The sequence below is a fragment of the Pseudomonas silensiensis genome, from assembly GCF_050434865.1.
Taxonomy (GTDB): Bacteria; Pseudomonadota; Gammaproteobacteria; order Pseudomonadales; family Pseudomonadaceae; genus Aquipseudomonas; species Aquipseudomonas fluorescens_W.
Map to the genome: position 1 here is coordinate 203,308 of NZ_JBNDJH010000003.1, position 26,421 is coordinate 229,728.

The 26,421-nt window shown below is 59.9% G+C and carries 23 protein-coding genes; 9 read left to right on the forward strand and 14 right to left on the reverse strand.

Annotated elements, in window-relative coordinates; all coding sequences use genetic code 11:
- The first annotated feature begins 33 nt into the window (after positions 1-33).
- Positions 34-1,485, forward strand: coding sequence for a mannose-1-phosphate guanylyltransferase/mannose-6-phosphate isomerase (locus tag QF010_RS05550; RefSeq protein ID WP_033061002.1), 1,452 nt, complete (start codon positions 34-36; stop codon positions 1,483-1,485).
- Between the two features lie 125 nt (positions 1,486-1,610).
- Here the strand turns inward: QF010_RS05550 and QF010_RS05555 are convergent, their stop codons facing one another.
- A complete protein-coding gene (locus tag QF010_RS05555) occupies positions 1,611-4,430 on the reverse strand; it encodes an RHS repeat domain-containing protein (RefSeq protein ID WP_429532631.1) in 2,820 nt (939 codons plus the stop codon).
- 182 nt (positions 4,431-4,612) lie between these two features.
- On the opposite strand from QF010_RS05555, the gene QF010_RS05560 reads away from it, so the two are divergent.
- From QF010_RS05560 to QF010_RS05570, 3 genes are read left to right on the forward strand one after another with little or no spacing between them, the layout of a single operon-like run.
- Entirely contained in the window at positions 4,613-5,077 is a 465-nt protein-coding gene (locus QF010_RS05560) for a hypothetical protein (RefSeq protein WP_033061000.1), read from the forward strand.
- Positions 5,078-5,111: 34 nt separating this feature from the next.
- Positions 5,112-5,939: an SDR family oxidoreductase gene (locus QF010_RS05565; protein WP_429532562.1), complete on the forward strand. Its 828-nt coding sequence runs from the start codon at positions 5,112-5,114 to the stop codon at positions 5,937-5,939.
- The gene (locus QF010_RS05570; RefSeq protein ID WP_429532563.1) at positions 5,936-6,334 is read left to right on the forward strand and encodes a DUF4440 domain-containing protein; all 399 of its coding nucleotides are present in this window, start codon (positions 5,936-5,938) and stop codon (positions 6,332-6,334) included. The genes QF010_RS05565 and QF010_RS05570 overlap by 4 nt, the downstream gene beginning before the upstream one ends.
- 46 nt (positions 6,335-6,380) lie before the next feature.
- Here QF010_RS05570 and QF010_RS05575 read toward each other — a convergent pair whose 3' ends face one another.
- Genes QF010_RS05575 through QF010_RS05590 form a run of 4 tightly spaced genes read right to left on the reverse strand, consistent with a single transcriptional unit; the run spans position 6,381 to position 11,194 of the window.
- Positions 6,381-7,244, reverse strand: a complete 864-nt coding sequence (locus QF010_RS05575) for an efflux RND transporter periplasmic adaptor subunit (RefSeq protein ID WP_429532564.1) — start codon at positions 7,242-7,244, stop codon at positions 6,381-6,383.
- 25 nt (positions 7,245-7,269) lie between these two features.
- Positions 7,270-7,470 (reverse strand): DUF1656 domain-containing protein, encoded by a 201-nt coding sequence (locus QF010_RS05580; protein ID WP_007896379.1) that lies wholly within the window; start codon positions 7,468-7,470, stop codon positions 7,270-7,272.
- Entirely contained in the window at positions 7,460-9,652 is a 2,193-nt protein-coding gene (locus tag QF010_RS05585; protein ID WP_033060993.1) for an FUSC family protein, read from the reverse strand. Before QF010_RS05585 ends, QF010_RS05580 begins: the two co-directional genes overlap by 11 nt.
- 42 nt (positions 9,653-9,694) lie before the next feature.
- On the reverse strand, positions 9,695-11,194 hold the full coding sequence (locus tag QF010_RS05590; RefSeq protein ID WP_429532565.1) for an efflux transporter outer membrane subunit: 1,500 nt from the start codon (positions 11,192-11,194) through the stop codon (positions 9,695-9,697).
- Between the two features lie 181 nt (positions 11,195-11,375).
- Between QF010_RS05590 and QF010_RS05595 the strand changes: the two genes are divergently transcribed.
- The 3 genes from QF010_RS05595 (at position 11,376) to QF010_RS05605 (ending at position 14,604) form a co-directional block, all read left to right on the forward strand.
- Positions 11,376-12,344, forward strand: a complete 969-nt coding sequence (locus QF010_RS05595) for a LysR family transcriptional regulator (RefSeq protein ID WP_008150590.1) — start codon at positions 11,376-11,378, stop codon at positions 12,342-12,344.
- Between the two features lie 633 nt (positions 12,345-12,977).
- The gene (locus tag QF010_RS05600; RefSeq protein WP_429532566.1) at positions 12,978-13,952 is read left to right on the forward strand and encodes a 2-hydroxyacid dehydrogenase; all 975 of its coding nucleotides are present in this window, start codon (positions 12,978-12,980) and stop codon (positions 13,950-13,952) included.
- A 142-nt stretch (positions 13,953-14,094) separates the two neighbouring features.
- Complete coding sequence (locus QF010_RS05605; RefSeq protein WP_429532567.1) at positions 14,095-14,604, forward strand: DUF2165 family protein; 510 nt, start codon at positions 14,095-14,097, stop codon at positions 14,602-14,604.
- A 29-nt stretch (positions 14,605-14,633) separates the two neighbouring features.
- On the opposite strand, the gene QF010_RS05610 is transcribed toward QF010_RS05605, so the two are convergent.
- The gene (locus tag QF010_RS05610) at positions 14,634-15,536 is read right to left on the reverse strand and encodes a DMT family transporter (protein WP_429532568.1); all 903 of its coding nucleotides are present in this window, start codon (positions 15,534-15,536) and stop codon (positions 14,634-14,636) included.
- A gap of 138 nt (positions 15,537-15,674) precedes the next feature.
- Between QF010_RS05610 and QF010_RS05615 the strand changes: the two genes are divergently transcribed.
- Positions 15,675-16,550, forward strand: a complete 876-nt coding sequence (locus QF010_RS05615) for a helix-turn-helix domain-containing protein (protein WP_429511059.1) — start codon at positions 15,675-15,677, stop codon at positions 16,548-16,550.
- Between the two features lie 217 nt (positions 16,551-16,767).
- Here QF010_RS05615 and QF010_RS05620 read toward each other — a convergent pair whose 3' ends face one another.
- The 8 genes from QF010_RS05620 to QF010_RS05655 form a co-directional block, all read right to left on the reverse strand.
- The gene (locus QF010_RS05620) at positions 16,768-19,197 is read right to left on the reverse strand and encodes a TonB-dependent siderophore receptor (protein WP_429532569.1); all 2,430 of its coding nucleotides are present in this window, start codon (positions 19,195-19,197) and stop codon (positions 16,768-16,770) included.
- 132 nt (positions 19,198-19,329) lie between these two features.
- On the reverse strand, positions 19,330-20,319 hold the full coding sequence (locus QF010_RS05625; protein ID WP_429532570.1) for a FecR family protein: 990 nt from the start codon (positions 20,317-20,319) through the stop codon (positions 19,330-19,332).
- Entirely contained in the window at positions 20,316-20,879 is a 564-nt protein-coding gene (locus tag QF010_RS05630) for an RNA polymerase sigma factor (RefSeq protein ID WP_429532571.1), read from the reverse strand. Before QF010_RS05630 ends, QF010_RS05625 begins: the two co-directional genes overlap by 4 nt.
- Positions 20,880-20,883: 4 nt before the next feature.
- On the reverse strand, positions 20,884-21,210 hold the full coding sequence (locus QF010_RS05635) for a DUF3325 domain-containing protein (protein ID WP_033057820.1): 327 nt from the start codon (positions 21,208-21,210) through the stop codon (positions 20,884-20,886).
- Positions 21,211-22,791, reverse strand: a complete 1,581-nt coding sequence (locus QF010_RS05640) for a PepSY-associated TM helix domain-containing protein (RefSeq protein ID WP_429532572.1) — start codon at positions 22,789-22,791, stop codon at positions 21,211-21,213.
- On the reverse strand, positions 22,788-23,093 hold the full coding sequence (locus QF010_RS05645; RefSeq protein ID WP_429532573.1) for a DUF3649 domain-containing protein: 306 nt from the start codon (positions 23,091-23,093) through the stop codon (positions 22,788-22,790). The genes QF010_RS05640 and QF010_RS05645 overlap by 4 nt, the downstream gene beginning before the upstream one ends.
- A gap of 203 nt (positions 23,094-23,296) precedes the next feature.
- Complete coding sequence (locus QF010_RS05650) at positions 23,297-23,704, reverse strand: HPF/RaiA family ribosome-associated protein (protein ID WP_008150614.1); 408 nt, start codon at positions 23,702-23,704, stop codon at positions 23,297-23,299.
- Positions 23,705-23,917: 213 nt separating this feature from the next.
- Positions 23,918-24,865: a LysR substrate-binding domain-containing protein gene (locus QF010_RS05655; RefSeq protein WP_046053185.1), complete on the reverse strand. Its 948-nt coding sequence runs from the start codon at positions 24,863-24,865 to the stop codon at positions 23,918-23,920.
- A gap of 135 nt (positions 24,866-25,000) precedes the next feature.
- Between QF010_RS05655 and QF010_RS05660 the strand changes: the two genes are divergently transcribed.
- Positions 25,001-26,377, forward strand: a complete 1,377-nt coding sequence (locus QF010_RS05660) for an L-serine ammonia-lyase (protein WP_429511063.1) — start codon at positions 25,001-25,003, stop codon at positions 26,375-26,377.
- Positions 26,378-26,421 lie beyond the last annotated feature (44 nt).

Genomic DNA, 26,421 nt, shown 5'->3' on the forward strand with positions numbered 1-26,421 from the left:
CTCTGACCCATACGATTTTCGAGGAGTAACAACATGATTCCGGTGATCTTGTCAGGTGGTAGTGGCTCACGTCTTTGGCCGCTTTCGCGCAAGCAATTCCCTAAGCAATTCCTCGCCCTGACCGGCGAACAAACATTGTTCCAGCAAACCCTGGAACGCCTGGTGTTCGAAGGCATGGACACCCCGATCGTGGTCTGCAACAAGGAACACCGTTTCATCGTCAACGAGCAGCTGGCCGCCCGAAAACTGGACGTGCAGCGCATCCTGATGGAACCGTTCGGCCGCAACACCGCGCCAGCCGTGGCCTTGACCGCGCTGATGCTGGTCAACGAAGGTCGCGACGAGTTGATGCTGGTGCTGCCAGCCGACCACGTGCTGGAAGATCAGAAAGCCCTGCAACGCGCGCTGGCCCTGGCCACCGTCGCTGCAGAAAACGGCGAAATGGTGCTGTTCGGCGTACCGGCCACCAAACCGGAAACCGGCTACGGCTACATCAAGTCGGCTAACGATTCGCTGCTGCCCGAAGGTGTCAGCCGCGTCTCGCACTTCGTCGAAAAACCGGACGTGAAACGCGCCACCGAGTTCGTCGAGTCCGGCGGTTATTTCTGGAACAGCGGCATGTTCCTGTTCCGTGCCAGCCGTTTCCTCGAAGAGCTGAAAAAACACGATCCGGACATCTACGACACCTGCGTGCTGACCCTGGAACGTAGCGAGCAGGATGCCGACACGGTCGACATCGACTCCGCCACCTTCGCTTGCTGCCCGGACAATTCCATCGACTACTCGGTGATGGAAAAAACCCAACGTGCTTGCGTTGTACCCCTCACTGCGGGCTGGAGCGATGTCGGCTGCTGGGCGTCGCTGTGGGAAGTGAACGAAAAAGACGCCAACGGTAACGTCACCAAAGGCGACGTGGTCATTCAGGACAGCAAAAACTGCATGATCCACGGCAACGGCAAACTGGTGTCGGTGATCGGCCTGGAAAACATCGTGGTCGTCGAAACCAAGGACGCCATGATGATCGCCCACAAGGACTCGGTCCAAGGCGTGAAACAGATGGTCAACACCCTCAATGAGCTGGGCCGCAGCGAAACCCAGACCCACTGCGAAGTCTATCGTCCGTGGGGTTCCTACGACTCGGTGGACATGGGCGGCCGCTTCCAGGTCAAGCGCATCTCGGTCAAACCGGGCGCTTGCCTGTCGCTGCAGATGCACCACCACCGCGCCGAACACTGGATCGTGGTCAGCGGCACTGCTGAAGTGACCTGCGACGAAAACGTGTTCCTGCTCACTGAAAACCAGTCGACCTACATCCCGATCGCCTCGGTCCACCGCTTGCGCAACCCGGGCAAGATCTCGCTGGAAATCATCGAAGTGCAATCGGGCAGCTACCTGGGCGAAGACGATATCGAGCGGTTTGAAGATATCTACGGTCGTTCCAACCCGATCGAACGCGGCGTGTCGGTGAAAACCATCGCGCAGTGATTGATCTGTAACACAAGAAGCCCCCGTCCAACCCGCTGCGTTTCCCCATCCGCAGCGGGTTGGGTGGGGGCTTTTTTCTTGCATCAGCCTTTTGACATTTGCCGAACGGGGGCTGTCCTGGACACTCAATTCAGTGATTGTCGTCTTCCGGCATAAGGCTTGGGCGCGACAAGTTCAATGAAATCCTGGTGTCGGTTCAACGTCTGAACCACCTGCTGCGTCTGCGTCGAGAGCTCGGTGATACGCTCGAAGGTTTCCGGATCTGCACCACCGGAAACGGCGAATTCAGTTTTGATTGCCTGCATTCTGAACTCCAGCATATCGATCACTGCTGGCGTATCGTCGTAAGCCTCACTAAGTGATGCCGCGCTCAGTCCTTGCGTTGCCTGGTAAAACTCCCGACCTGTCTTGATCAGCCCTGGCGCCTCCGATCCCAGCTTATTGGCGACCTTTTCGATCCCCTTATCAACCACCGCTGTGGTGACTTTTTTCCTTAATTGCTTTCGCCCTTCACTCGTCCGCGGGTCAATCGCCGACAGCTCAAGTTTTACCGTTGCAAGACTGAGTTTCTCTTTGGGCTCAACGCGTTCAATGAATGCTTTAGGGTTCATTTCGTTACCCTTGAAGTTGATCGGACGATCCAGTTGGTAGGTGTCCACCACCTTGGAAATCAAAGCATCTGCTGCCTTGGAGCCGGCTTTCGCCCCGACCTTTGCCCCCAGCATTGCGCCCCCCGGACCTATCAACCCACCCAAGGCACCGCCTGCCGCAGTACCTGCCGACGTAGCGGCAGTACTTACAGCACTGCTAACAAGCTGGGTAGCGACTCGCCTGCCCAATGCTTTGAACCGATGCTGCGCATAGGCGTGGTTAAGCATTGAATTTTTGAGATCAGAAACGGTTCCTCCAACCGATGAGACCAAGGCTTGTTGCTTGTCCAGGCTTTGGCTCAACTCTGAAGCTTCGGTCTTTCCACCACCGTCGCTATCGACATAATTCATCGGCGAGTTACCAACCATCTGATACAGGTTCGGCCCATCGATGAACCCCTTTGGATCGGGGTTCAGCCAGCGCTGCAACCACGGCACGTAATAACGCAGGCCGTAGTAGTAAAGCCCGGTGGCGTCCCGTTCCTTGCCCGAGTAACGAATGACTTTATAACCGACCTCAATCACACCATCCCCGGCAAACCAGGCCGTTGCGCCAAACGGGTAATAGGTTTCCCGGCTGATGATTCGCGCGTCATCCGCAAGCTCCACGGTGCACGAACTCAAATGGTCGACGAGGCTGTAACGGTACTGATCGTTGCTTATGCCGTGCGGTGAGTCGGTCTCCCAGTGCAGCACTCGCACGCTGTTGAGACCCGCCTGGGCGGTGATCACCTGCAATTTCTCCCCGGCCCCGTCATCGGCGCGCAGTTCAAGTCCCGGCAAGTAACGCACTTCAGCCACTACGGTTCGGGCATTGGTCTGCAACGAGCGAATCTTGCGCACTCGCTGACCACCGCCATCGTAGACATAGGACTCCCGGTCATTGAGGCCGGAAGCGCGCTCCACCGGACTGACCGACTGCAACTGGTTACGCAGGTCCCACCTCAGGGACCGTCCCTGATCCAGCTCCCGCAAATTGCCCCGAGTGTCGAACGCAACGGCGATTGCTTCCTCGGTGGGCGGTACGCCGTCGCGCCAGGGCAGACAGCGATTGCTGTCACGCGCTGCCTTCAAATCACGTCCAGGTCCCTGCGCGCCAACATGCGTCAGCTTTAGCAAATTGCCGCTCCCGTCATAGCGGTAGGTCTGGTGATAATTGCTGAGCGCTGCCGGATCAACCCGCCCCACCGATGCCGGTCCCTGATTGGCGCTGCCCGCCTCCCAACCGAACGCCTCGATCAATTGGTAAAGGCTGTCATAGATAAAGCGACTGACCGGATCGATACGCTGGTTGGCGAAGTAACGCACTGGCAGTGCCTTGTCCTCAATGCTCAGGACATTGCCCATCCGGTCATAGTCGTAGATCAGATGCTGCAACGGCCCGGAATGCTCGCTGTACGCCCGTCGCTCCATCAGGCGCCCGTTTTCAGGGCAATACTTGAGGGTCGTTTGTACAGCGTTACCCGCCACTTCCCGTTCAACCTTTCCCTCGGCGTTGTACTGGATATCGCTGACCAGCGTTTGCCAGGTGGTCAGTCCCTGAAGTTGCAGACGCGTCTCACGCAAGCAACCGTCAAGCGTCAGGTTGAAGGCCTGGCGGTTTCCCCTGGCATCGATCTGTTCCAGCACATCATTCAGCGGACCGAAATTCCACATTGAAACGGCCCCCTCCCCCGGCTCAAGCAGCCGCTGGCGATCGGCTTCCAACGCCGGCCAGTCAGGTGCAACAGGGTCCAGGGTGAAGTGACGCACTTGCTTCACGCACCGGCCAGTGATTGAAAACGCCTCGGACAGCACCGTCCCGGCGGGGTCGTCATGACGGATCAACTGCCCGGATTGATTCTGCTCGTCATGGTCCGGACCGCCATAGGTCATGCGTTCAACAGCTCTTCGCGGTTCAGTCACGCCCTGCTCGAACACTGCCACGGGGCGAAGCAAGTCGTCGTACTCAACCTCACGGCGCGTACCTCGGCTGTCCCATCCCAGCAACACCTCGTTGCCCAGACCTGACAGGTTGAGCTGCCAACCCGCATCGACGCTGTCAGTGAACAGCGCGTTACCCGACAGCGAAAACACCGTCGTAAGGTTGGCACGCCTCAACGGATCTTCTTTTGGCAGCGCCCAAAGCCGAGGATCCCACTGTTCAACCGCTCCTCCTGCGGCATCAAAAAAGGTGCGGTTGATGCGTGCTTGAGTGGGGTCGTTTTCGTCAGCACGCCAGTAATCAATCGAACGGATCGGCAGACCACGCGGGTCGACAACGGACAATCCGGGTGTTTTGTGGTGCATTCCCATCGTCAAGGCCTGCATGCCGGTCGCGCCCCTGTTTGCCAGCAGTCATCTAACCGTTCGTGGGCAGGCCAGGCTACTGTCAGAAATTACAGTGCCGACCAACGGCAACAGACCTTGATCGACGAATGTCCATTCCTTCGGCCCTTCGGTAGGATGGTGGTCATGAGTTCAAGGAGCGTTCAAACATGTTCATCGGCGTCCTGCTGGTCATCACCTGGCTGATTTTGTTGCTGCGCTACCCGGCCAAGGCGTTGCCGGTCTCCGTGGCGGCTGCCATCGGATTGGGTGTGGTGGCAACATGGGTGATCTGGATGGACAACCGCGAGGTCAAGCAACTGGCGCGCCTGGAGTTGCGCATCACTTACGCGCCAGAACAGTGCCCGGCCGATCGCCCGTTGCAACTGAAAATGAACAACGGCAACGACGTGCCGCTGACCGAACTGCGCTGGCGCATCGCGGCCTATGCGCCGGGCGACACGGTCAATCTGGCCGACAATCAATACGCCGCCCCGCGCTATCGCGGCCCTGGCGAACTGCAGGCCGGCGCAAACTGGGAAGACTGTTTGCCGATGCCGCCGCTGCGCCCTGGCTATCGCCCGCAAACGCTGGAGTTTCGCGCCGAGCATTTGCAAGGTAGTTTCTCCGATTGATCTTCCCTTCCTCTTTTTGCACAAGGACCGCGCCATGCCTGTTGCGTTGATTACCGGTTGTTCCAGCGGCATTGGCCGCGCCCTCGCCGAGGTGTTCAAAAGTGCCGGATACGAAGTCTGGGCCAGCGCCCGCAAAGATGAAGACGTGGCGGCGCTGGCCGCTGCCGGTTTCACCGCCGTGCAACTGGACGTCAACGACGGCGCGGCACTGGAACACTTGAGCGAACGCATCAACCAGCAACATGGCGGCCTCGACGTGCTGATCAACAATGCCGGTTATGGCGCCATGGGGCCGTTGCTCGACGGCGGCGTGCCGGCCATGCAGCGACAATTCGAAACCAACGTGTTCGCCATCGTCGGCGTCACCCGCGCCCTGTTCCCGGTGCTGCGTCGCGCCAAGGGTCTGGTGGTGAACATCGGCAGCGTGTCCGGGGTTTTGGTCACGCCGTTTGCTGGCGCCTACTGCGCCTCGAAAGCGGCGGTACATGCCTTGACCGATGCGTTGCGCATGGAACTGGCGCCGTTTGGCGTACGGGTCATGGAAGTCCAGCCGGGCGCCATCGCCTCCAGTTTTGCCAAGAATGCCGGTCATGAGGCGGAGCAGTTGATTACCGAACAATCGCCGTGGTTTCCGCTGCGTGAAGGCATTCGTGCACGGGCCAAGGCCTCCCAGGACAACCCGACCCCGGCCAGTGAATTTGCCAGCGGTTTGCTCAAGGCCGTGCAGCAGAGCAAACCACCACGATTGATTCGTCTGGGAAATGGCAGTCGGGCGTTACCGTTGCTGGCGGGGTTGTTGCCTAAAGGGCTGCTGGAGGCGGGGTTGATGAAGCGGTTCGGGCTGAGGGGCCAACTTCCATGACCGATTACACCGAATACTTTGACGAAGTGATCCGGGCCCACGTCGCCATCGAGCAATGGTTGGCCGAGGATCAAGACGAGCCGGCGCTTGAGCAGTTGCTGGCGCGTTTTTCACCGCAGTTTTCCATGGTCTCGCCGTTGGGCCGGGTGTTGGATTTCGACGCGTTAAGCGAATTGTTTTTGATGGCGGGCGGGAAGAAACTCGGGTTCAGAATCGAGCTCAGCGAGTTGCGCGGCATCGCTTTGTACGACGGCGGTGCAGTGGTGAGTTATCGCGAGCAGCAGACCGATGCGACGGGGCTGCACTCTGATCGGCGGTCGACGGTGGTGTTTGAGAAGCAAACGTCTGGCCAAGTGGTTTGGCGGCATTTGCATGAGACGTTTTGCAAAGGCTGATGCGGTCGCTTTTTGTGGCGAGGGAGCTTGCTCCCTCGCCACAGGGTTACCCGTTAGCCGCGGGATTTACTACCACCGTGCACGTAATCCCCGCCGCCAAGAGCACACCCTCCGGCACTTCATCAATGTGAATCCGCACCGGCACCCGCTGCGCCAAGCGCACCCAGTTAAAGGTCGGGTTCACATCTGCAATCAGCTCGCGACTCTCCGGGTTATCACGGTCGTAGATGCCGCGAGAAATGCTTTCCACATGCCCCTTCAACACTTCCCCACTCATCAACTGCATGTCGGCTTTATCGCCGATCCGCACGTGGGGCAGTTTGGTTTCTTCGAAGAAGCCGTAGACCCAGAACGAGTTCATGTCGACCACCGCCATTTTCGCCTCACCGATGCGCGCGTAGTCACCGCGATGCACATTGAGGTTGGTCACGTACCCGTCCACCGCTGCGCGAACTTCGGTGCGTTTGAGGTTCAGTTCGGCGGCTTCGAGCTGTGCCTGAGCGTGCTGGTAATCCGCCAGGGCCGAGTCGGCGATGTTGCTGGCGTCGTCGCGGTTTTCCCTGGAGATCACCAGATTGTCCATGTCGGCGCGGCGACGGGCGTTGACCTTGCGCATCTCCCACGTCGACTTGCGCGAGGCCACCAGCGCCTGCGCCTGTTTGACCGCAATGCGGTAGTGCTCGGGGTCGATCCGCATCAGCAAATCACCCTTCTTCACCTGTTGATTGTCACGCACCGGCACGTCCACCACTTCCCCGGTGACGTCGGCGGCGACGTTGATGATGTCGGCGCGTACCCGGCCGTCGCGGGTCCACGGCGTGTCCATGTAATGCACCCACAGGGTCCGGCCGATCCACATCGCAAGGGCCAGCACCAACAGGGTGGCGAGCAGGCTGAAAAGCTTTTTCATCAGGGCCTTCTTCAGTGATAGAGAGTCAACGGTAGACAGTCAGCGCCAGGGCGCCGAACAAACAGGTAAACAGGCTCAGGCGCAGCAGCGCCGGGTGCCAGAAGAAGCGGTACAGATCGAACCCGGACAGGAACCGGTCAAGTGCCCAGGCCAGCGCCGCCGCGATGAAAAACATCAGGGTCATGGTCGGCATGTACACGCCGTGGAAGGCGATTTCACGAGGCATGTTCAACTCCTTGGGGCTTGGCAATTGCGTAGGCGGCCAGCGGTGATTGCGGGTCCAGCAACGAAGTGCGGATGAAGTGCAGGTAGCTCTTCACCCGGCGCAGGGCCGAGGTGTCGAAGTGCGGCGCGAAAGGTTCGTCGGTGGCTTGCACGCGGCTGATCGCGTGATCGACGGCGATCAGTCCACGCTCCAGATTGCTCTGGCTCGGTTGCAGAAACAGCCGCACCAGCGAGCGCCCCATCACCCGGATCGCCTGACGCCACGGCTGGGATTCGGCATAGGCCGGATGCACCGGCAGGATCGCCTGTTCCTTGCGCAACTCGATGATCGCGTGGCCGACTTCCAGCACCACGAACATCCAGCGCAGCAAGTCCCGTTGCACCTGCGGCTGCCCTGCCGCGAGACCGTAGGCCTGATGCAGCAGGTCGCGGGTGCTGCTTTCGAAACTCGACGCCAACCCCTTGAGTTTGCCGCTGATGGCGTACACCACCTGGCCACGCAAATCCTGCTCCAGCCGACGCCACAACCAGCGACTGTTGGGCGGCAGGATGATCGCCCCGGCCGCCGCGCAGACCAGCATGCCGAGCACCATGGCGATGTAGTCGTTAATAAAGGCGTAAGGGTTGTAAACGGTGAGGTTGTCCGGCACCGAACCGGTGCTGAAGAAGATCAGCAAACCAAGCCCTACGCCCGCATATTGCGGCCGGGAAGTGAGGAACGAACCGAGCACGATCACCGGTGCGAGCATCACGCAGAGCAACGGAAAACCGTCGATCCAGGGGAAGATGAAAAACATCTCGACGAAGCCGATCAGGGCCCCGAGAAATGTCCCGCAAGCCATCTGAAACGCCATGCGTTTTGGATTCGGTGTCGCCGCCGAGAGCCCCACGGTCGCGGCGGCAATCAGGGTCATCGTCGCACCGCTCGGCCACGCCGTTGCGACCCAATAGCTGCCCAAAACCACCAGAATGAACGCCGCGCGAATCCCCGAGGCGGCCGACGCCATCCAGTTGGTTTGCGGGGTGAACGGCTCATCCCATTGCTCGCGCGCATGGCTGTGATCGGCCAGCGACGCGTGGGTCTGTGCATAACTGTGCAAATCGTCGACGAAGCGATAAAGCAGTTCATACGCGGTATGAAAATCCAGCTGCTCGGCGTCGCTCGGATTGCTCTCTTGAAAAACCGCTCGCAAGCTGCGAACGCGTGTTGGCAGACCTTCTTTATAGGCGCTCAGCGCGATGACCAGACGGCCCGCATCGGCGTTGGTCAGCGCACGGCCGCTGAAGCCGTCGAGCAGTTCGGCGAGGTCCTGCAAACCCGGTTTGATCGCCGCCACCACATGATCGGTGCCGCTGCTGCGCAAGCGTTCGAGCAACTGGTGCAAGGCATTGAACCGCGTGGTGATGCCCATGAATTCGCTGTTCAAGCGACTCAGCCGACCGTTGCGCCGACGCATGTGCGGGTCTTCAAACACGGTGACGCTGCGCAGTCCTTCCAGCCCCACAGCCTCGGCGATGAAGCGCACGTTGCTCGCCTCAAAAGCGTCCCGTTTGCTGCGACCGCGCAAGCCGTCGGTGACGAACAAGGCGAACACGCCGAAGCGCTGGTACAAGGCGTTGCGCATCGCGGCGCTGGCGGTTTGCGGCAGGATCGCGGCGCTGACCACGGTGGCACAGAGAATCCCCAGGGAAATCTCCAGCACCCGCCAGACCGCCGCCATAAACGCGCCATCCGGGTGCGCCAAGGCCGGCAAACCGACCATCGCCGCGGTGTACCCGGCGAGCACAAAACCATAGGCGCGGAAGTTGCGATAACGCGCAGCACCGGCCGAACAGATACCGACCCAGATCGCCAGCGAACCGAGGAACAGCTCGGTGTTCTGCGCAAACAAGGCAATCAGCGCGACCATCACCGCCGACCCGGCCAACGTGCCCAGAAAGCGATAAAAACTCTTGGCGAACACGTGACCGCTTTGCGGCTGCATGACGATGAACACAGTGATCATCGCCGTGCGCGGCTGCGGCAACTCCAGGCGCATGGCCAGCCACAGGGTCAGGAACGCGGCGAACAGCACCTTGAAAATGTACACCCAGGTCACGCCATCGCTGCGCGCCCAGTCGAAGAAACCCCGGCGCCATTCAAGGGAATACAGCCAGCGCAAAGGTGCGGGCAAGGGAGTCATGGAATCCTGTTCATCGATATTCAGTCAGGTGAGGTTTTGTGTTCACTTAAGAAGCATCGGGGTTTTCGGTACGGCGGTCTGGCTGTCTTTCGGCACGTCGTTACCCGCGCCCAATCCACCGCCCAATGCCGTTACCAATTCCGCATGAGCACTCAGTCGCGCCGCCTGAACCTGTTGCTGGACCTGCTGCTGTTTGAACAACAAGGTCTGGGCATTGAGCACGTTGAGGTAGTCGGTGAGCCCGCGCTGGTAGGCGATCATCGCGATGTCGTACGTCTTCTGGGCCGTGGCCACCGACTCGGCGGCGAAGGTTTGCTGCTTGTCCATGGATTCGCGGCGGATCAACTGGTCGGAGATGTTTTTCAGCGCGTTGACCAGCGTCTGGTTGTACTTGGCCACGGCGATGTCATAACCGGCCGAGGCTTCGCCCAGCTCCGAGCGCAAACGGCCGCCGTCGAAGATCGGCAACGAGATGGCCGGGCCGACGCTGTAGTTGAGCTTCTTGCTGGTCAAAAACTCCAGCGCCCCGCCGCCGGTGGCCATGTAGCCGAGACTGCCGACCAGATCTACGTTGGGGTAGAACCCGGCATGCGCAACATCTATACCCCGCGCCTGCGCTGCCACTTGCCAGCGACTGGCGACCACGTCCGGCCGTTGACCGAGCAGTTGCACGGGCAAGGTCGATGGCAACTTCAGTGCCGCGCCCAATGACAACGTTGGCCGCTGCAACTGCGCGCCCTCCCCCGGACCTTTGCCCGCAAGTGCTGCGAGCTGGTTGCGGCTCAGGGCGATTTCTTCGTCCAGTGCATCGATCTGACGGTGGGTTTCCGGCAGCGGCGTTTCAGCCTGACTGACTTCAAAATGGGTGCCGATGCCACCGTTCAGGCGCTTTTGCGCGAGGTCGAGGATTTGCTGCTGCTGCTTCAGGGTCGCGGCGACGATGTCCCGTTGCGCGTAATGCAACGACAGCTCGATGTAAGCGCGCACGATGTTGTTCTGCAATTCGAGCTGGGCCAGACGCGCTTCGGCGGCTGTCATGTGAGCCATGTCCACGGCGCGCTCGGTAGCGTTGCTTTCGCGGCCCCAAAGGTCGAGGGCATAGCTGAAGCCCAGCGCAGCGTTGTTGTCCCACGTGGTGGTGTTGGCCAATTCGCCCGGCCCGTAGAACTGATCGGTGGGCCAGTTGTGGCGTTTGAGCGTGGATTCGCCATTGATCTGCAGCGACTCCGCGGACTCGGCAATCCCGGCCATGGATTTGGCCTGACGCACTCGCGCCGCCGCCATGGCCATGGTCGGGCTGCCTTGCAGGGCGAGGTCGATCCAGCGATTCAATTGCGGGTCGCCATAGGCCTGCCACCATTGGGCGGTAGGCCAGTGAGCGTCCTGTGCAGCGTTCTGGATGGCTTCGTCGGTGGCCAATGAATCGGCCTCCAGTGCCTTGCCCTGCGGGGCAATACCTCCGGTACCGATGCAGCCGCTGATTGCCAGGGTTAAAGCCAAAACACTGAGCGTCTGAAGCGCTCTGTTGATGCGACGCGGCACTGCTGCGATTTCCTGAGGTGGGGAGTTGTTCCTGAGGTGCACAATTCTAGGGGTCGGCTTTGTTGGCGATAAGCTGGGAATCCTGTGAATCTTTGTTACCGTTAACGCGATAATCCGTTGGTCGGGGTCTCAGCCCCCGTAACTTCGTGTCACAATTTGCCATCGCCTCCGAGAGCACCCCATGGACACTTTGCAAAACATGCGCGCCTTCAGTTACGTGGCCGAGGCCGGCAGCTTCACCGCCGCCGCCGTACAACTCGACACCACGACGGCCAACGTTTCGCGCGCGGTCTCCAACCTGGAAGCCCACCTGCAAACCCGCCTGCTCAACCGCACCACCCGACGCATCGCCCTGACCGAAGCAGGCAAACGCTATCTATTGCGCTGCGAGCAGATCCTGGCCTACGTCGAAGAAGCCGAAGCCGAAGCCAGCGACGCCCACGCCCGCCCGGCCGGGCAACTCAAGGTGCACACTATGACCGGCATCGGTCAGCACTTCGTGATCGACGCCATCGCCCGCTACCGCAAGACCCACCCCGACGTCACCTTCGACCTGACCATGGCCAACCGCGTACCGGACCTGCTGGACGAGGGCTACGACGTGTCCATCGTCCTCGCCAGCGAACTGCCAGACTCGGGCTTCGTCTCCCAGCGTTTGGGCATCACCTACAGCATCGTCTGTGCTTCGCCCGCTTACGTGAAAGCCAACGGCTGCGCGCAGAAGCCCAGCGATCTGCTGAACCACGCGTGCCTGCGTTTGGTAAGCCCAGTGATTCCGCTGGAGAAATGGACCTTCGACGGCCCGGAAGGCCAGGAAATGGTCACCATTAATAGCTCGCCGTTTCTGGTGAACTCTGCTGACGCCATGAAGACGGCAATCACCAGCGGCATGGGGGTTGGCGTGTTGCCGGTGTATGCAGCGATTGAAGGGTTGCGCAACGGGACGCTGGTGCGGGTGATGCCGAACTACCGGTCGCAGGAATTGAATCTGTATGCGATCTATCCGTCGCGGCAGTATCTGGATGCGAAGATCAAGACGTGGGTCGAGTACTTGCGCGGGTCGTTGCCGGAAATCTTGGCGGCGCATCAGGCGGAGTTGGTGGCGTATGAATTGAGCGGGAGCATGGGCGGGGTTCGGGTGGCGAACTGATTTCACGGTCGATAGCGGTCTAACATTCAACATTGATGGCGATTGACACTCCGTCATCGCGAGCAGGCTCGCTCCTACAGTTGAATTGGGTACATCTGCAAGATAGTGATCGGCTGTCAGGCCGCCTTCGCGAGCAGGCTCGCTCCCACAAAAAGCAAAGCAGCGCATACCCGCCTTGCTTCTCACCACTCAACAGGCCGAGCGTTAGCTCGCCTGCAGCCCTTGATCTTGATCCACCCGCCCCCTCGGTAGGCTGAGTGGAGGTGTGCATCCGGGGAGTGGCGCACAGCGCCGTTCGACGCAGTCGAACACGCTGCATGTAGGTCGTCGCGCAGCAGACCGGAGGGCAGTGTCCCCGGATGGATACCGGAACGAAGGAACGCCGAGCCTAAGCGAGGGGCCGGACGCTCGGGGCGAAGACTTTTGGTTACTTTTTGTCGTTTGAAAAAGTGACTCGCCGTAAGGGCGAAACCCTAAGCCGCCGTTACCGCAGCAACGGATATGTACACCATCAACCCAGAACATGGTCGGCCCAAAGGCCGCCAAGGACAAAAGCGCCCAACAACCTCGCCCAAATCCAAAGAAGAATGTTAGCGTGCTTGGCATTCTCCAAGCCCGACGAGCCCTCACCCCATGAAAAAGACCGTCCTCGCCTTCAGCCGCATCACCCCCGAAATGATCGAACGCCTGCAGCAAGACTTCGACGTCATCGTGCCAAACCCGAAAAACGGCGACATCAACGCCCAATTCAACGAAGCCCTGCCCCACGCCCACGGCCTGATCGGCGTCGGTCGCAAACTCGGTCGCGCACAACTGGAAAACGCCGCCAAACTGGAAGTCGTCTCCAGCGTCTCGGTCGGCTACGACAACTACGATGTCGCCTACTTCAACGAACGCGGGATCATGCTCACCAACACCCCCGACGTCCTCACTGAAAGCACCGCCGACCTGGCCTTCGCCCTGCTGATGAGCAGCGCCCGCCGCGTCGCCGAACTGGACGCCTGGACCAAAGCCGGCCAGTGGCAAGCCACCGTCGGCGCGCCATTGTTCGGCTGCGATATACACGGCAAAACCCTGGGCATCGTCGGCATGGGCAACATCGGCGCGGCCATCGCCCGACGTGGCCGACTGGGCTTCAACATGCCGATCCTCTACAGCGGCAACAGCCGCAAGACCGAGCTGGAGCAACAACTCGGCGCGCAGTTCCGCAGCCTTGATCAACTGCTGGCCGAAGCCGATTTTGTCTGCCTGGTAGTGCCACTCAGCGAAAAAACCAGACACCTGATCAGCCATCGTGAACTGGCATTGATGAAACCAAGCGCGATTCTGGTGAACATTGCCCGCGGCCCGGTGGTAGACGAACCTGCCCTGATCGAAGCGCTGCAAAACAACCGGATTCGCGGCGCCGGGCTGGACGTTTATGAGAAAGAACCGCTGGCCGAGTCCCCCTTGTTCCAACTGAAAAACGCGGTGACATTGCCGCACATTGGCTCGGCGACTCATGAAACCCGCGAAGCCATGGGCAACCGTGCCTTGGCTAACTTGCGCAGCGCCTTGCTGGGTGAGCGACCGCAAGATCTGGTGAACCCACAAGTCTGGAAAGGTTAACTAAAAACAGGCAGGCGTTTTAAACGCCTGCCGCCCCCATACACAACTTGAAATTCAGTCTACCAACGAAAACAAAATAGGCACTATAGACTCTCCACTACTTACCCGAACCACGGACTATTAGTTATGGAGAGCGACAACCTTGAACAACATTACAACCGACAAGATCATCAGATACAGCAAAGTCATACTGATGACCTATATAAGCTTCTTTGGCCTGCTAGTGATGTACAGCAACTTCACCGACTACGCTTCAAACTATGAATATGTCGGTCACGTCCTTAGCATGGACACCACCCGAGAAAACCTGAACCTGAGCTACAGGGCAATTACCTCACCCATGTTGCACCACCGAATCTACTGGATAATTATTACTCTTGAAGTCACCTATACTGCTTTCTGCTTACTAGGCGCTTATCATCTTCATAGAAACATAAATGCTTCTTCCGAAGACTTTCATGAGGCGAAGAAATTTGCAATTGTTGGATTATTGATCGCCCTATTTGTTTATTACATCTGCCTGCAAGTGGTCGGTGTTGAATGGTTCAACATGGATGAATCACAAATCTGGAACGCGAAAGACTGGGCTCGGCATATCGTCGATTTCATATTGCCTTTGCTGGTATTTATAGCCATCAGAACTGAGCGCTGAGTGGCCTCAACGCTCAACCATCATGCCTCTCAGGCCAGCTTGCCGTTCCCCTGCACCATCGCCGCCCTGGGCTTACGAAACACCAGCACATTGCCCAGCATCACCAACACCAAACCCATCAAGGCGGGCGCGGTCCATTGATAGCCTTCGGCAAACGCCGACACGTTCAGCGCCACGACGGGGAACAATACGGTGCAATAGGCTGCACGTTCCGGCCCCATCCGCCCGACCAACGTCAGGTAGGCAGTGAAACCGATCACCGAACCCGGAATCACCAGGTACAGCAGCGAGCCGATGTAGCGCGTGTTCCATTCCATGTCGAACGGAATGCCTTTGACCAGGCACCACGCCGACAGCATGGCCGCGCCATAGGCCATGCCCCAGGCGTTGGTGGTCAGCGGCTTGAGCCCGGCTTTCTGTTGCAGGCTCGATAGCATGTTGCCCGCTGAGAAGCACAGTGTCCCGAGCAATGCCAGGCCCAACCCGAGCAAGGTTTGCGGGCTCGCGGTGTGGCCCGCCACCTCAGGCCAGAACAACAGGCCAAGCCCAAGCAGCCCCAGCGCACCGCCCATCAGCACATTGCGAGCGACTTTCTGGCCGAAAAACACGCGTGCATTGAGTGCGTTCCACAACGTGGCGGTAGAAAACACCACCGCGACCAGACCACTGGGTATCCACTGGCTGGCAGTCAGGAAGCACATGAAGTTGATGCAGAACAGGCACAACCCTTGTGCCAGGCAAATCAGATGCCCGCGACGGTTCATCACTTGCAGGCGGCGACTCAGCAGCAGCACCACGAACAGCACCAACGCCGCGAGGCCGAAGCGATAGACGATCGACACCGGAATCGCCACCACGCCCAATTGCCATTTCAAGGCAATCCAGGTGGTGCCCCAGATCAGCACGGTCAGCAGATACAACGAAAGGTTCATGGCAAAGACTCCTGAATAGGCCTTCAGTGTCCTGCGCCAAGGGCTTTCGCACTTGCATAAACTTGCGCTTTTGTCCGGCCACAGGCTGGCAGCCGAACGGCTACGGAGTAGGATGCAAGGCGTCGGAGAGAAGCCATCATGCCCGCACTGGAAACCCTGCAAGTCTTTCAAGCCCTCAACCGCTCGCCCAATGCTCGCCTCGAGCACAGCGCCGAGCTCGGTGACGGCATGGCTGCAGCCTTGTGGAGCAACCATCACGACGCCCAGGATTACGAAGCGCCGAGCCATCACACCTTGTCCTGCTACATCGCCGGCGGCACCGGAACCTTTCGTCGCGACCAGCCTGACACCAAGGGTGGCCCCGACAAGCTGTGCATCCTGCCGGCCGAGCATCAATCGGGCTGGGTGATCAACGGTGACATTCGCCTGGCCCATGTGTATTTCAGCCCCGAACAATTTGCCCTCGGCTGCGTTACGTTGCTGGACCGAGAACCTCGCGAGCTGCAGTTGCGCGAAGCCACCTTTCTGGACGACCCGGCGCAAGCCCGGCGCTTTCGGCAAATGCTCACACTCAACTGGGACGAGCCCGGCGAACGCGTGCTCACCAGCAGCCTGGCCCATGAAATGCTCAGCCATGTACTGCTCGGCCAGGTTGGAATGCGTGAGGGCTTGCGGCTCAAAGGCGGATTGGCAGCGCATCAGCGGCGGCAGTTGGTGGAGTTCATCGACAACCAATTGGCCGAGGCCATCAGCCTGGGGCAGTTGGCTGCGTTGTGTGCGCTATCCGAATACCACTTTGCGCGGATGTTTCGCGAGAGCTTTGGGTTGCCGCCGCATCAGTATGTGTTGGCTCGCAGACTGAGCCGGGCGCGGGAGTTGTTGCGTTCGACGTCGCAGCCGTTGGGGGAAATTGCGTTGGCGTGTGGGTTTGCCAGTGCGAGTCATTTCACCAATCGGTTTCGTCAGGCATTAGGTGGAACGCCCGGCGAGTATCGGCAGGCGTTTTTGCGGTAGGTTTCTATGTTGGCGTGGTGTCATTTAGATCCACCCCTCACCCTAACCCTCTCCCCAGGGGGTAGAGGGGACTGACCGAGTTGTTTGTAGAGCTACATCGACCTGAAATATCGAGTCGAACTCAGGATTTGAAAGGCTTGGAGATCTGCTCCCTCTCCCCCGTGGGGAGAGGGATGGGCGGGCGGCGTTCCGATGAGGGGTCGATCTTAAACTCGTCCTAGAACTCCAACGTGCTCGACAACGAAATCTGCCGCGAATCCCCCATCGATACAAAAAACCGACTCGCCGCCGAGGTGTAGTAGGTGCGGTCAAACAGGTTCTTCACGTTGAGCTGGAACTTGACCTTCTGCCCTTCGACTTTGGTGTCGTACGTGGCGAACGCATCGGCCACGGTGTAGCTCGGCAAGTCGAAATCGTTCACGGCGTTCCCCGCTCGCTCACCGACATACCGCGCCCCCGCGCCAACCCGCAACTGATCACCACCGACGATGGTGCCAAAATCATATACCGCCGACAGTGAGCCGCTGTTCTTCGCGACGTTTTGCAGTTTTTTGCCTTTGTAGATCGGGTCTTCGGTGACTTCGGCATCGGTGTAGGCATAGCTGCCGATCATGCTCCAGCGATCACTCAGCTGACCGCTCAAGTCCACTTCCAGACCACGGGAACGCACTTCGCCGGCGGCGCTGTAGATCGTCACGGGGCCTTCGGAGTTGGCCACCAGCACGTTGCGTTTCTTGATGTCGAACAGCCCGACATTACCGGTGACGCGGCCCGGCATGTCAAGCCTGGCGCCGATTTCCCAGGACTTGGCTTCTTCCGGCGCGATGCTGCCGTCCAGCACGGTGCTGCTACCGCTCAATGGCGCAATGGTCGAGTTGGGTTTGAAGGATTCGGTGTAGCTGCCGTAGAACGACAGTTCATCGGTGTAGCGATACACCAGGCCGGCGCGAGGCACCCATTTCTGGCCGTTGCTGTCGGTGTTGGCCTTGAACGGCACGCCTTTGCCGGCGTACTGGTCGTATTCCTGGAAGCGCGCCCCTGCGACGAAAATCCATTGATCGGTCAGGTGGATCGAGTCTTGGAGGAATACCGAATCGCTGCGCAGTTCATCGGTCTGCGCGCTGTCCGCCGGGCTGACAGTGGTGCCAGCGACTTCACGGCCGTAGACCGGGTTGAGGTAGCTGAAGGTGCTCAGGCTTTTCTGGCGGATCAGGTCTTCGCGGTAGATCTTGCGGTACTCGTCATCGACGCCGAACACCAGGTCGTGCTTCATTCCCGCGAGCTGGACATTGCCTTCAAGGCTGGCGGTGGTGAAGCGGTCGGTGCTGATCGCGTTCTGAGTGCCGTCCATGCTGCGAGTCAAGGTGCCTTTCTTGGTGTCGATGGCGGTGATGCGCACCTGGCTGGCGTCGTAGGTTTCGCGGTTCCAGCTATAACCGAAGTGGGCTTTCCAATTGTCGTTGAGCTCGTGATCGGCCTCGAAGTGATAGAGGTCCGAGCGGCCCTCCATGTTGTTGAAGGGCTCGTCGAGGCGACGCTCGCGGGAGATGTCCAGCGGATGATTGTCACGCGGGTCGATGACCGTGCCACGGTCGAACGGGGTCAGAAACTCACGGTGTTCGTAGGAGAACAGCAGCTGGGTGCTTTCGCCGAACCAGGCCAGTGACGGCGCTACCAATGTCTCGCGGTGCGTGCCGAAGTTGCGCCAGTAATCTTCGTCTTCATGGTCCAGCACCATGCGATAGGCCAACCCGGAATCACCCAACGCGCCGGTGCTGTCGAGGCCGCCACCGCTGCCGTTTTTGCCCTCGCCGTAGGTCGAGCCACGCAGGGTCAGGGCGTTGTATTGCTCAAGCTCGGGCTTTTTGCTGACCATGTTGACCACACCGCCGGGGTCTTGAATGCCGTAAAGAAGCGAGGCCGGGCCCTTGAGCACTTCGACCCGGTCCACGGTCGCATTCATGCCACGGCCCTGCACGATCGGCATGCCGTCGCGCATGATCGAGCCGTTACGGTTGTCGCCAAAACCGCGAGTCATCACCGAGTCCTGAGTGCTCGCCAGTGTGTTGCCTTGAGTGATGCCGCTGACGTTGGCCAGCGCGTCATCCAGATTGCGCGGCGCTTGATCGCGAATGACCTGAGCCGGAACCACGTTGACGGTCTGAGGGGTTTCCTGAAGCAAGGCCGATGAGCGCATCACCGAACTGGTGGGCGGCGGCTGATAACTCATGGATTGATCAGCCACCGAGGTGATGGTGGTCGCGCCCAGGTTCAAGGCGCCATCGGTAGGTAACGGCTCCAGCACCCATGTGTGGCCGTCGGTGCGACGGAAGGTGAAACCCGAATCGCTGAGCAAACGCTGCATCGCCTGTTCGGCGCTCAACTGACCATTGATCGCCGGGGCGGTTAGACCGTACGGCGCCTCATCGGTGTAGACCACGCTGATGCCGGTGATCCGGCTGAAGTCGCTCAAGGCCTGGGGCAGCGGTTTGGCAGCCATTGCGAAGCTGAACGGCGCACTCTGTCGGGCACTGCCGGCCTCAGCCGCCACCGCCATACTCAACGGCAGCAGCGCCAACGCCGAAAAGCTCAAGGCACATGTACCCAACCATTGTTTGACCGAACCCGATTTCGCCCTGGACTTCATTGCTCATGACCTGTGTAGAACCGCTACGGATGCGAATGACTCGCAGTTTCAGTCACTACACGGATGGCGTCGGGGTTTACCTCACCAGAAAGTTGAAAATATTTTTACTCGGACCATGCGGCGTCAGTCGTCTCAACGAAGAATAATCAGATGCCCCAGAACCTTGTGCTGCTCAAACCCCAACACCCCTTGCAACGAACTCAACACCGCTTGCGGATCCTTGCTCGGAAAGCTGCCACTGACCCGCCGCGCCGCGAGTTCGTCGTTGAGCAGCACAATCCGTCCCGGGTAATAACGTCCCAGGTCTTGCACCACGTCGGCGAGTGTCGCCTTGTAGTAATTGAGCCAACCCTGACGCCACGCCAACTGCGCTTCGCTGTCGACGCTATGAAGTTTTTCCGCCGAACCCTCGCCATACGCCACTTGCTGGCCAGCGGTGAGGATTTGTTGCGCGGCGTTTTTGTCAGCCGTCACACCCACCCGCCCGGACAACACCGTGACCTGAGCGCCGTGCGGTTGCAGACGCACTTCGAACTGAGTCCCCAGTACCCGCGCCTGGCCTTTTTCAGCGTCCACCACAAACGGATCGCCGGTGTGGGTCACGCTGAAAAATCCAGCGCCGCGCCGCAGCTGAACGTGCCGCTCGCCACGACTGAAATCCACGGCAATTGCACTGTCGGCGTCCAAGGTGACTTGTGACTGATCCGCCAGCGTGACGGTGCGAATTTCCCCCGGCGCCGACACATAGTCCGCGCCCAGATCATCGATCCAGCGCGACGGCTGCCAGCCAGCACCGAAGCCGATCATCAGCACCAGACACGCGGCCATCGCCAAGGCACCAGACCAACGCCGAACGCGGGTACGGCGCGAGCGATTCATGGCGTTGAGGTAACCCTGCAAGGCAAACGCGTCTTCATCGGCCAACGTTCGGGCCGGTGTTTCGGTCAACTCCCACACCACTTGCGCCTGGGCGTAAGCCTCGGCATGGGCCGGGTCGGCCTGTAGCCAATGGCTGAAGGTGACCTGATCGCCGCTGCTCGGCTGGTCATGCAACAGACTCAGCCAGGCGAAGGCCGCCTGCTCCTGGGCGGGCGTCGGGGTGACGCGTTCTGTGTTGTTCACGGTGCTTTCCCTGGCGTGCGCGGTTCGGGTTCCCGCAGGCTGGCCTTGCAAGCCTCGAGGGCGCGCATCATATGTTTTTCCACGGCGCTTTGGGACAAACCCATGGCCTTGGCGATCTCGGCGTATTTGCGCCCGTGAATACGGTTCAGCAAAAAAATCTGCCGCGTGCGCTCAGGCAGCGCACGCAACGCCGCTTCGACGTGACGCAAGTCGTTGCCCGCCTCCAACGCCGCTTGCGGTTCGCTGCCGTGGCTGTCGGGTTGATCCGGCATCCAGCCCTCGTTGACCCGCACCCGCGTGCCTTCACTGCGCAAATGGTCGATGGCGATGTTGCCTGCGCAACGCAACAGGTAAGTGCTGAGCTCTTCGACCTGCACCAGCGGCCGACGCCAGAAACGCAGGAACAAGTCCTGCACCAGGTCCGCAGCCGTCGCCCGACACCCGACACGACGGCTCACCAGCGCTTCCATTTGCGAACGCTGGGAAAGGAACACCTGCAGGAAATGCGCACGCGCACCATGATGTTCATCGTCATGGGATTCCGGTGGACGGGTGATCATCAGGTCAGCCCTTTGCAAACACGGCGACGGGGCTGGCGAGCAGGCTCAAACCGGCCAACGCCAAGGCCAGGCGCGGGCGATACGGCATCAACCACACCAGCAGCAAAGCGCTGAGCATCAACACCGCAAACCACTCCACCAATCCAAGTCCCCAGCCCGTCGACGACACCGCAGCCCACAGCGATAACACCAGCAACAGCCAGCCACTGAGTTTCATTACTTGACGGCGACGAGCCGAGGGCTTGCGCCCCAGCAGTTCGGCGTGATGCCGATCCATCGATAAACAGAGCGCGGTGAAACCGCCGTAGCACAGCAACCAGGCCAGGAACATTCAGTGCGCCTCTTGCTCAAGCATGATCGATTTCGCCCGCAGGCGGGTGACGATTGCAGGCTGCCCCGCGCGCTGCATTTTCCACGCAGCCCACGCGAAAAACAGACCGCTGCCCAGGCACGTCAGATCGAAACCGGCCATGGCCCAATCGCCCTGAACCAGGGTGACGCCCAAGTGGTAAGGCGTGGTCAACGCGTTCAGCAGCGGCACTGCACAGAACAGCAACGCCGCCAGCATCAACTGTTCGACCCACGCGGCGCGACCACGGCGAACCATGGCGTGCAACACACCCAAGCCCCAGACGATGAAGAAGCTGTTCACTTCCCAATCCGCCCGCTCGGCCATTGCGACCGGCAACAATCGATTGGCCCAGAAGAACGCCGCCACCGCGACCATCAACCCCGACATGCTGGCGATGTTCAGGACTTCCACCAGTCGCAATTCAAACGGCATCACGCCGCTCTTCACATGTTTGAGCTGACGCTTGCCGAGCCAGATCACCAGCCCGGTACCGATCATCGCGGTGCCTGCCAAACCACAAATGAAGTACAGCCAGCGCAACACCGGACCGGCGAAATGGCCCATGTGCAAGCCATAGAAACTGCCGGCAATCGCCATGGGCAGTGCTTGCTTCGGCGTCGTGCTGAGCAACTGCCCGGTCACGCCGTTGAAGGTCAACGCGCTGCCAAAGTCGTGGACCACTCGGTCGGCGCCGTCACGCACGAGAATGACCGAGGCATTCCCATCGCCTGGATTGTTCACCGTCAACCGCCCGGCCTGCCCTCCCGACCATTGCTCGCGGGCTCGCTCCAGCAGCGGTGCCAACGCTGCCAACTGGCCCGGCTTGCGTGCCATTTCAGGCGTATTGGACGCCGGAAACACCTCATCGTAATACGCCTCGACATCACCGTTGTACGAGGCAAGGATGCTCGCCGGCATCACCATCGCCATGAAAATCACCAGGCTGCTGTAAGTGATCATCAAATGAAACGGCAACACCAGAACGCCCACCGCATTGTGCCCGTCGAGCCAGGAGCGCTGGCCCTTGCGCGGGCGGAAGGTGAAGAAGTCCTTGAAGATTTTCTTGTGGGTGATGATCCCGCTGATCAGCGCGACGAACATCACCATCGCTGCAATGGTCGACAGCCAGCGACCCCACGGATAGGGCATCTGCAACTGAAAGTGGAACCGGTAAAAGAACTCGCCACCGCGAGTGTCCCGGCCCTGCACTTCTGCGCCGGTTTGCGGATCGAGGAGTTTTTCGGTGAATTGACCGCGCGTACCAGGCTTGGCCGGTGCTTGCTGCCACCTCACCGACAGCCCGGGTTCGCGAGCATCCGGCAAATCGATGAGCCATCGCGAGGCACCCGCGGCGTGCTGCTCAAGGTAGTGCTGGGCCAGTGTCAGACTGGCTTCGGAGGACAGCGAACGGGCGGGAATTTCCGGCTGCATCCAGTGGCTGATCTCATCCTTGAAATAGGCGAGTGTGCCAGTCAGGAAAATTGCGAATAGCAGCCAGCCGAAGATCAACCCGGCCCAGGTGTGCAGCCAGGCCATGGCCTGCCGAAAGCCCTCTTTCATGAGTGGCCCATCCAGTAGGCCAACCCCGACACCGCCGCCAAAACCACGCTCGCCCCGATCAATCCGAACCAGGCTTGCCACGCACTGCGACAGGCAAAGCACCAGAGTACGGCGACCAGATAGACCAGAAACGAGGCCATCATCCCGGTGACCACCGCTTCGCCACGAGCCATCGGCAGCCACATCGTCAGGCTGACACTGGCCAATGCCGCGACGAGGTAACCCCCCAACACGGCCGCCAGCACTCGGGAAGTGATGGCCATTCGGTAGGCAACGGGGAGCTCGGTGATTTTGCCTTTCATGTTTCGACCTTGAAACGGGTGGGTAAGCCTCGTGAATGTCACGGAGCCAACAAGGTCGCAATATTAATGATAAATATTCTCATGTGCAAAAGAGATCCGACGGGATCGTTGTTACGGCAGTCCAAATGTCAGTCAGCACAAACAAAAACGGGCCTGCATAAGCAGACCCGTTTGTCAGTGGAAAGGAAAAAATCAGTCAGGCTTCAGCCGTTTTGCGCAGCCTGTTCGTTCTCGAGAAATTCGTCTTCCAGCAGCGCATCGGCTGCAACTCTCTCGAACGGCACGACAGCGGCACGTGGTTTGCCCCGCAGTTTGCCGAACAGGTGTTCAAGCGCATGTTCAAGTTTTTCGGCCGCACCGTCGATCGCCAGTTCCAGGTTTGCGGCTTTGTGGGTGACAGAAATCGGTTGGTGGCCTTTTGGCCGCGCTTCAAGCTGACAGCGCATGTCATGGGGACCGGGCTTGTCGCCGTTCTCGTCCCGCAGATGAACCTCGACGCGTGTCAGGTCCTCTTCATAACGTTCGAGCGTGCTCTCAATGGTAGTACGTACCCACTCCTCCAGTCGGATGCTGCTTTGAATATGGTTATCGCTGTTGACTTGGATTTGCATAGTTCATCCCTTATTTCAGCTAGCTCGCGAGAGGCACATCGGCTGGCCCTTGGGCGTCATCACCGTGACCTCTTACTTACACAATCGGTCTGCTCGCAGAACAATTCAACCCCTAAAAAAAGATAAATTTTGATTCGCAAAAAAAGCCGGACAAGGAACAAAAGCGCTGTTAAGGTCGGGAGTTGGGTCGCCGGACTCTTTTGTCACAATTGCTCACATCTGCCGCTCCGCCAGCGGGTGCAGGCTTCTAAATATCCCCGCCTCCTCCACCAGCCAGTCATGCACCGCACGCACACCCGGATGGCTCAGCGCCCCCGGCGCATAGAGCAGCACGTAACGCTTGTGATTGGGCACCGCCAGGCCAAACGGCACGATCAACGTCCCCCGCTCCAGTTCGTCATTGAGCAACGTTCGTCGCGCAATCGCCACGCCCATGCCGGCAATCGCCGCTTCGATGGTCAGGTGATTGCGATTGAAGGTGTGCCCGCGCCGCACGTCCGCGCCTTCGAAGCCGATGGCGTTGAGGTAGAACTCCCACTCCGCGTACTCGTAACTGCCGCGCCAGGCGGTAATGTCGTGCAGCAACGGGAAATGCATCAGGTCCGACGGGCCATGCAGCGGCGGCCGGCCGCGCAGCAGGCTTGGGGCGCAGACCGGAAATATCTGTTCGTCGAGCAAGGTTGTGGATAACAAACCGGGATAGCTCCCGTCATTCAGGTCGATGGCCAAATCGAAGTCGCCTTCGTGCAAGGGCACGCTGCTGTCCTCGGCCACCAGCCGTAATTGAATGTCCGGGAATCGCTGCTGCAAACGCGGCAACCTTGGGGTCAACCACTTGCTCAGGAACGATGGGATCGAGCGCACCCGCAAAATCCCGCTGATCATTCCGGCGTCCAGTCGTCGCAATTCCGCATCGATGCTGCCGTAAGCCTCGTTGACCGTGATGGCCAGTCGCTGGCCTTCGGCGCTCAGTTCCACACCGCGAGCGCGACGATGAAACAGGCGAAAGCCCAGCCGCTCTTCCAGCTGCCGGATTTGCTGACTGACCGCACCCGGCGTGATGTGCAGTTCTTCGGCGCATCGGGTGAACGACAAGTGCCGCGCGGCACAGGAAAACACGTGCAGCCAGACGTAAGTCTGGGCGTGCAATTGGCGACTCATTGTTTAGTCCTGCTAAAGGCTGTCTTAGGAAGTTTCGTTGGTCACGTAGGACCGAGGTAGGCAGTATCGCCGACATTGCGCTTGTCCTACAAAAATGGCAGCGATTTCTCTTCCATTGCTTGTATAGGCTTTAGCATGGCTATCAGTGTTTTCGATCTCTTCAAAGTCGGCATCGGTCCGTCCAGTTCCCACACCGTCGGCCCGATGCGCGCCGCCGCGACCTTCGCCCAAGCCCTGATTGACCAACAATTGCTGGCCGACGTACGGCGCGTAGAAATCCGACTTTATGGCTCGCTGTCGGCGACCGGCGTCGGTCACGCCACCGACCGCGCCTGCGTCATGGGCCTGATGGGCGAGTGGCCGGACAGCATCGACCCCACGTCCATCGACAGTCGAATCCAGTCGCTGCGCGAAACCGGTGAATTGTCTCTGGCCGGCAAAACCACCATCGCCTTCAACTGGCAACGCGACCTCCTGCTGCTCGACGAGAGTCTGCCCTACCACCCCAATGCGATGTCTCTGACAGCCTTTGGCGAAACTGGTGAATTGTCGGAGCAAACGTACTACTCGATCGGCGGCGGTTTCATCATCGAAGCGGCCGAAGCCGAGTCCGGCATCGCGCCAACCAGCGATGTGGTGCTGCCGTACGATTTCTCCAGCGCCGCCGAATTGCTGAGGCTCTGCAACCTGCACGGCCTGCGCGTTTCCGAGTTGATGATGGCCAACGAATTGGCCTGGCGCAGCGAAGCCGAAATCCGTCAGGGCCTACTGCACATTTGGTCGGTGATGCGCGAATGCGTCGAGCAAGGGCTGCGCCATGAAGGCATCCTGCCTGGCGGCCTGAATGTTCCGCGCCGCGCGGCGAAATTGCACCGCAGCCTGCTGGAAATCGGCAAGCCGAATGTCATCACCTCCACGCTGTCGGCCATGGAGTGGGTGAACCTGTTTGCCCTCGCCGTGAACGAAGAAAACGCAGCGGGCGGGCGCATGGTCACGGCGCCGACCAACGGCGCGGCGGGGATCATTCCGGCGGTGCTGCACTACTACATGAAATTCAACCCGGACGCGTCGGACGATGACGTGGTGGCGTTCTTCTTGGGCGCAGCCGCCGTGGGCATTCTCTGCAAGAAAAACGCGTCTATCTCCGGTGCCGAAGTTGGCTGCCAGGGCGAAGTCGGCTCCGCCTGCGCCATGGCCGCTGCCGGCCTTGCCGACGTGCTCGGCGCCACACCCGAGCAACTGGAAAACGCCGCCGAAATCGGTTTGGAACACAACCTCGGACTGACCTGCGATCCAGTCGGCGGCCTGGTGCAAGTGCCGTGCATCGAGCGCAATGCCATCGCCGCCGTGAAGGCGATCAACGCCACGCAAATGGCCCTGCGCGGCGACGGCAAACACTTCATTTCCCTGGACCGGGTGATCCGCACCATGCGCGATACCGGCGCCGACATGCATGACAAATACAAAGAGACTTCACGGGGCGGCCTGGCTGTTAGCTGGGTGGAGTGCTGAGGAGCACTCCCTGACCGTCCGCACGTGAGCCCGAGCAAGAACAA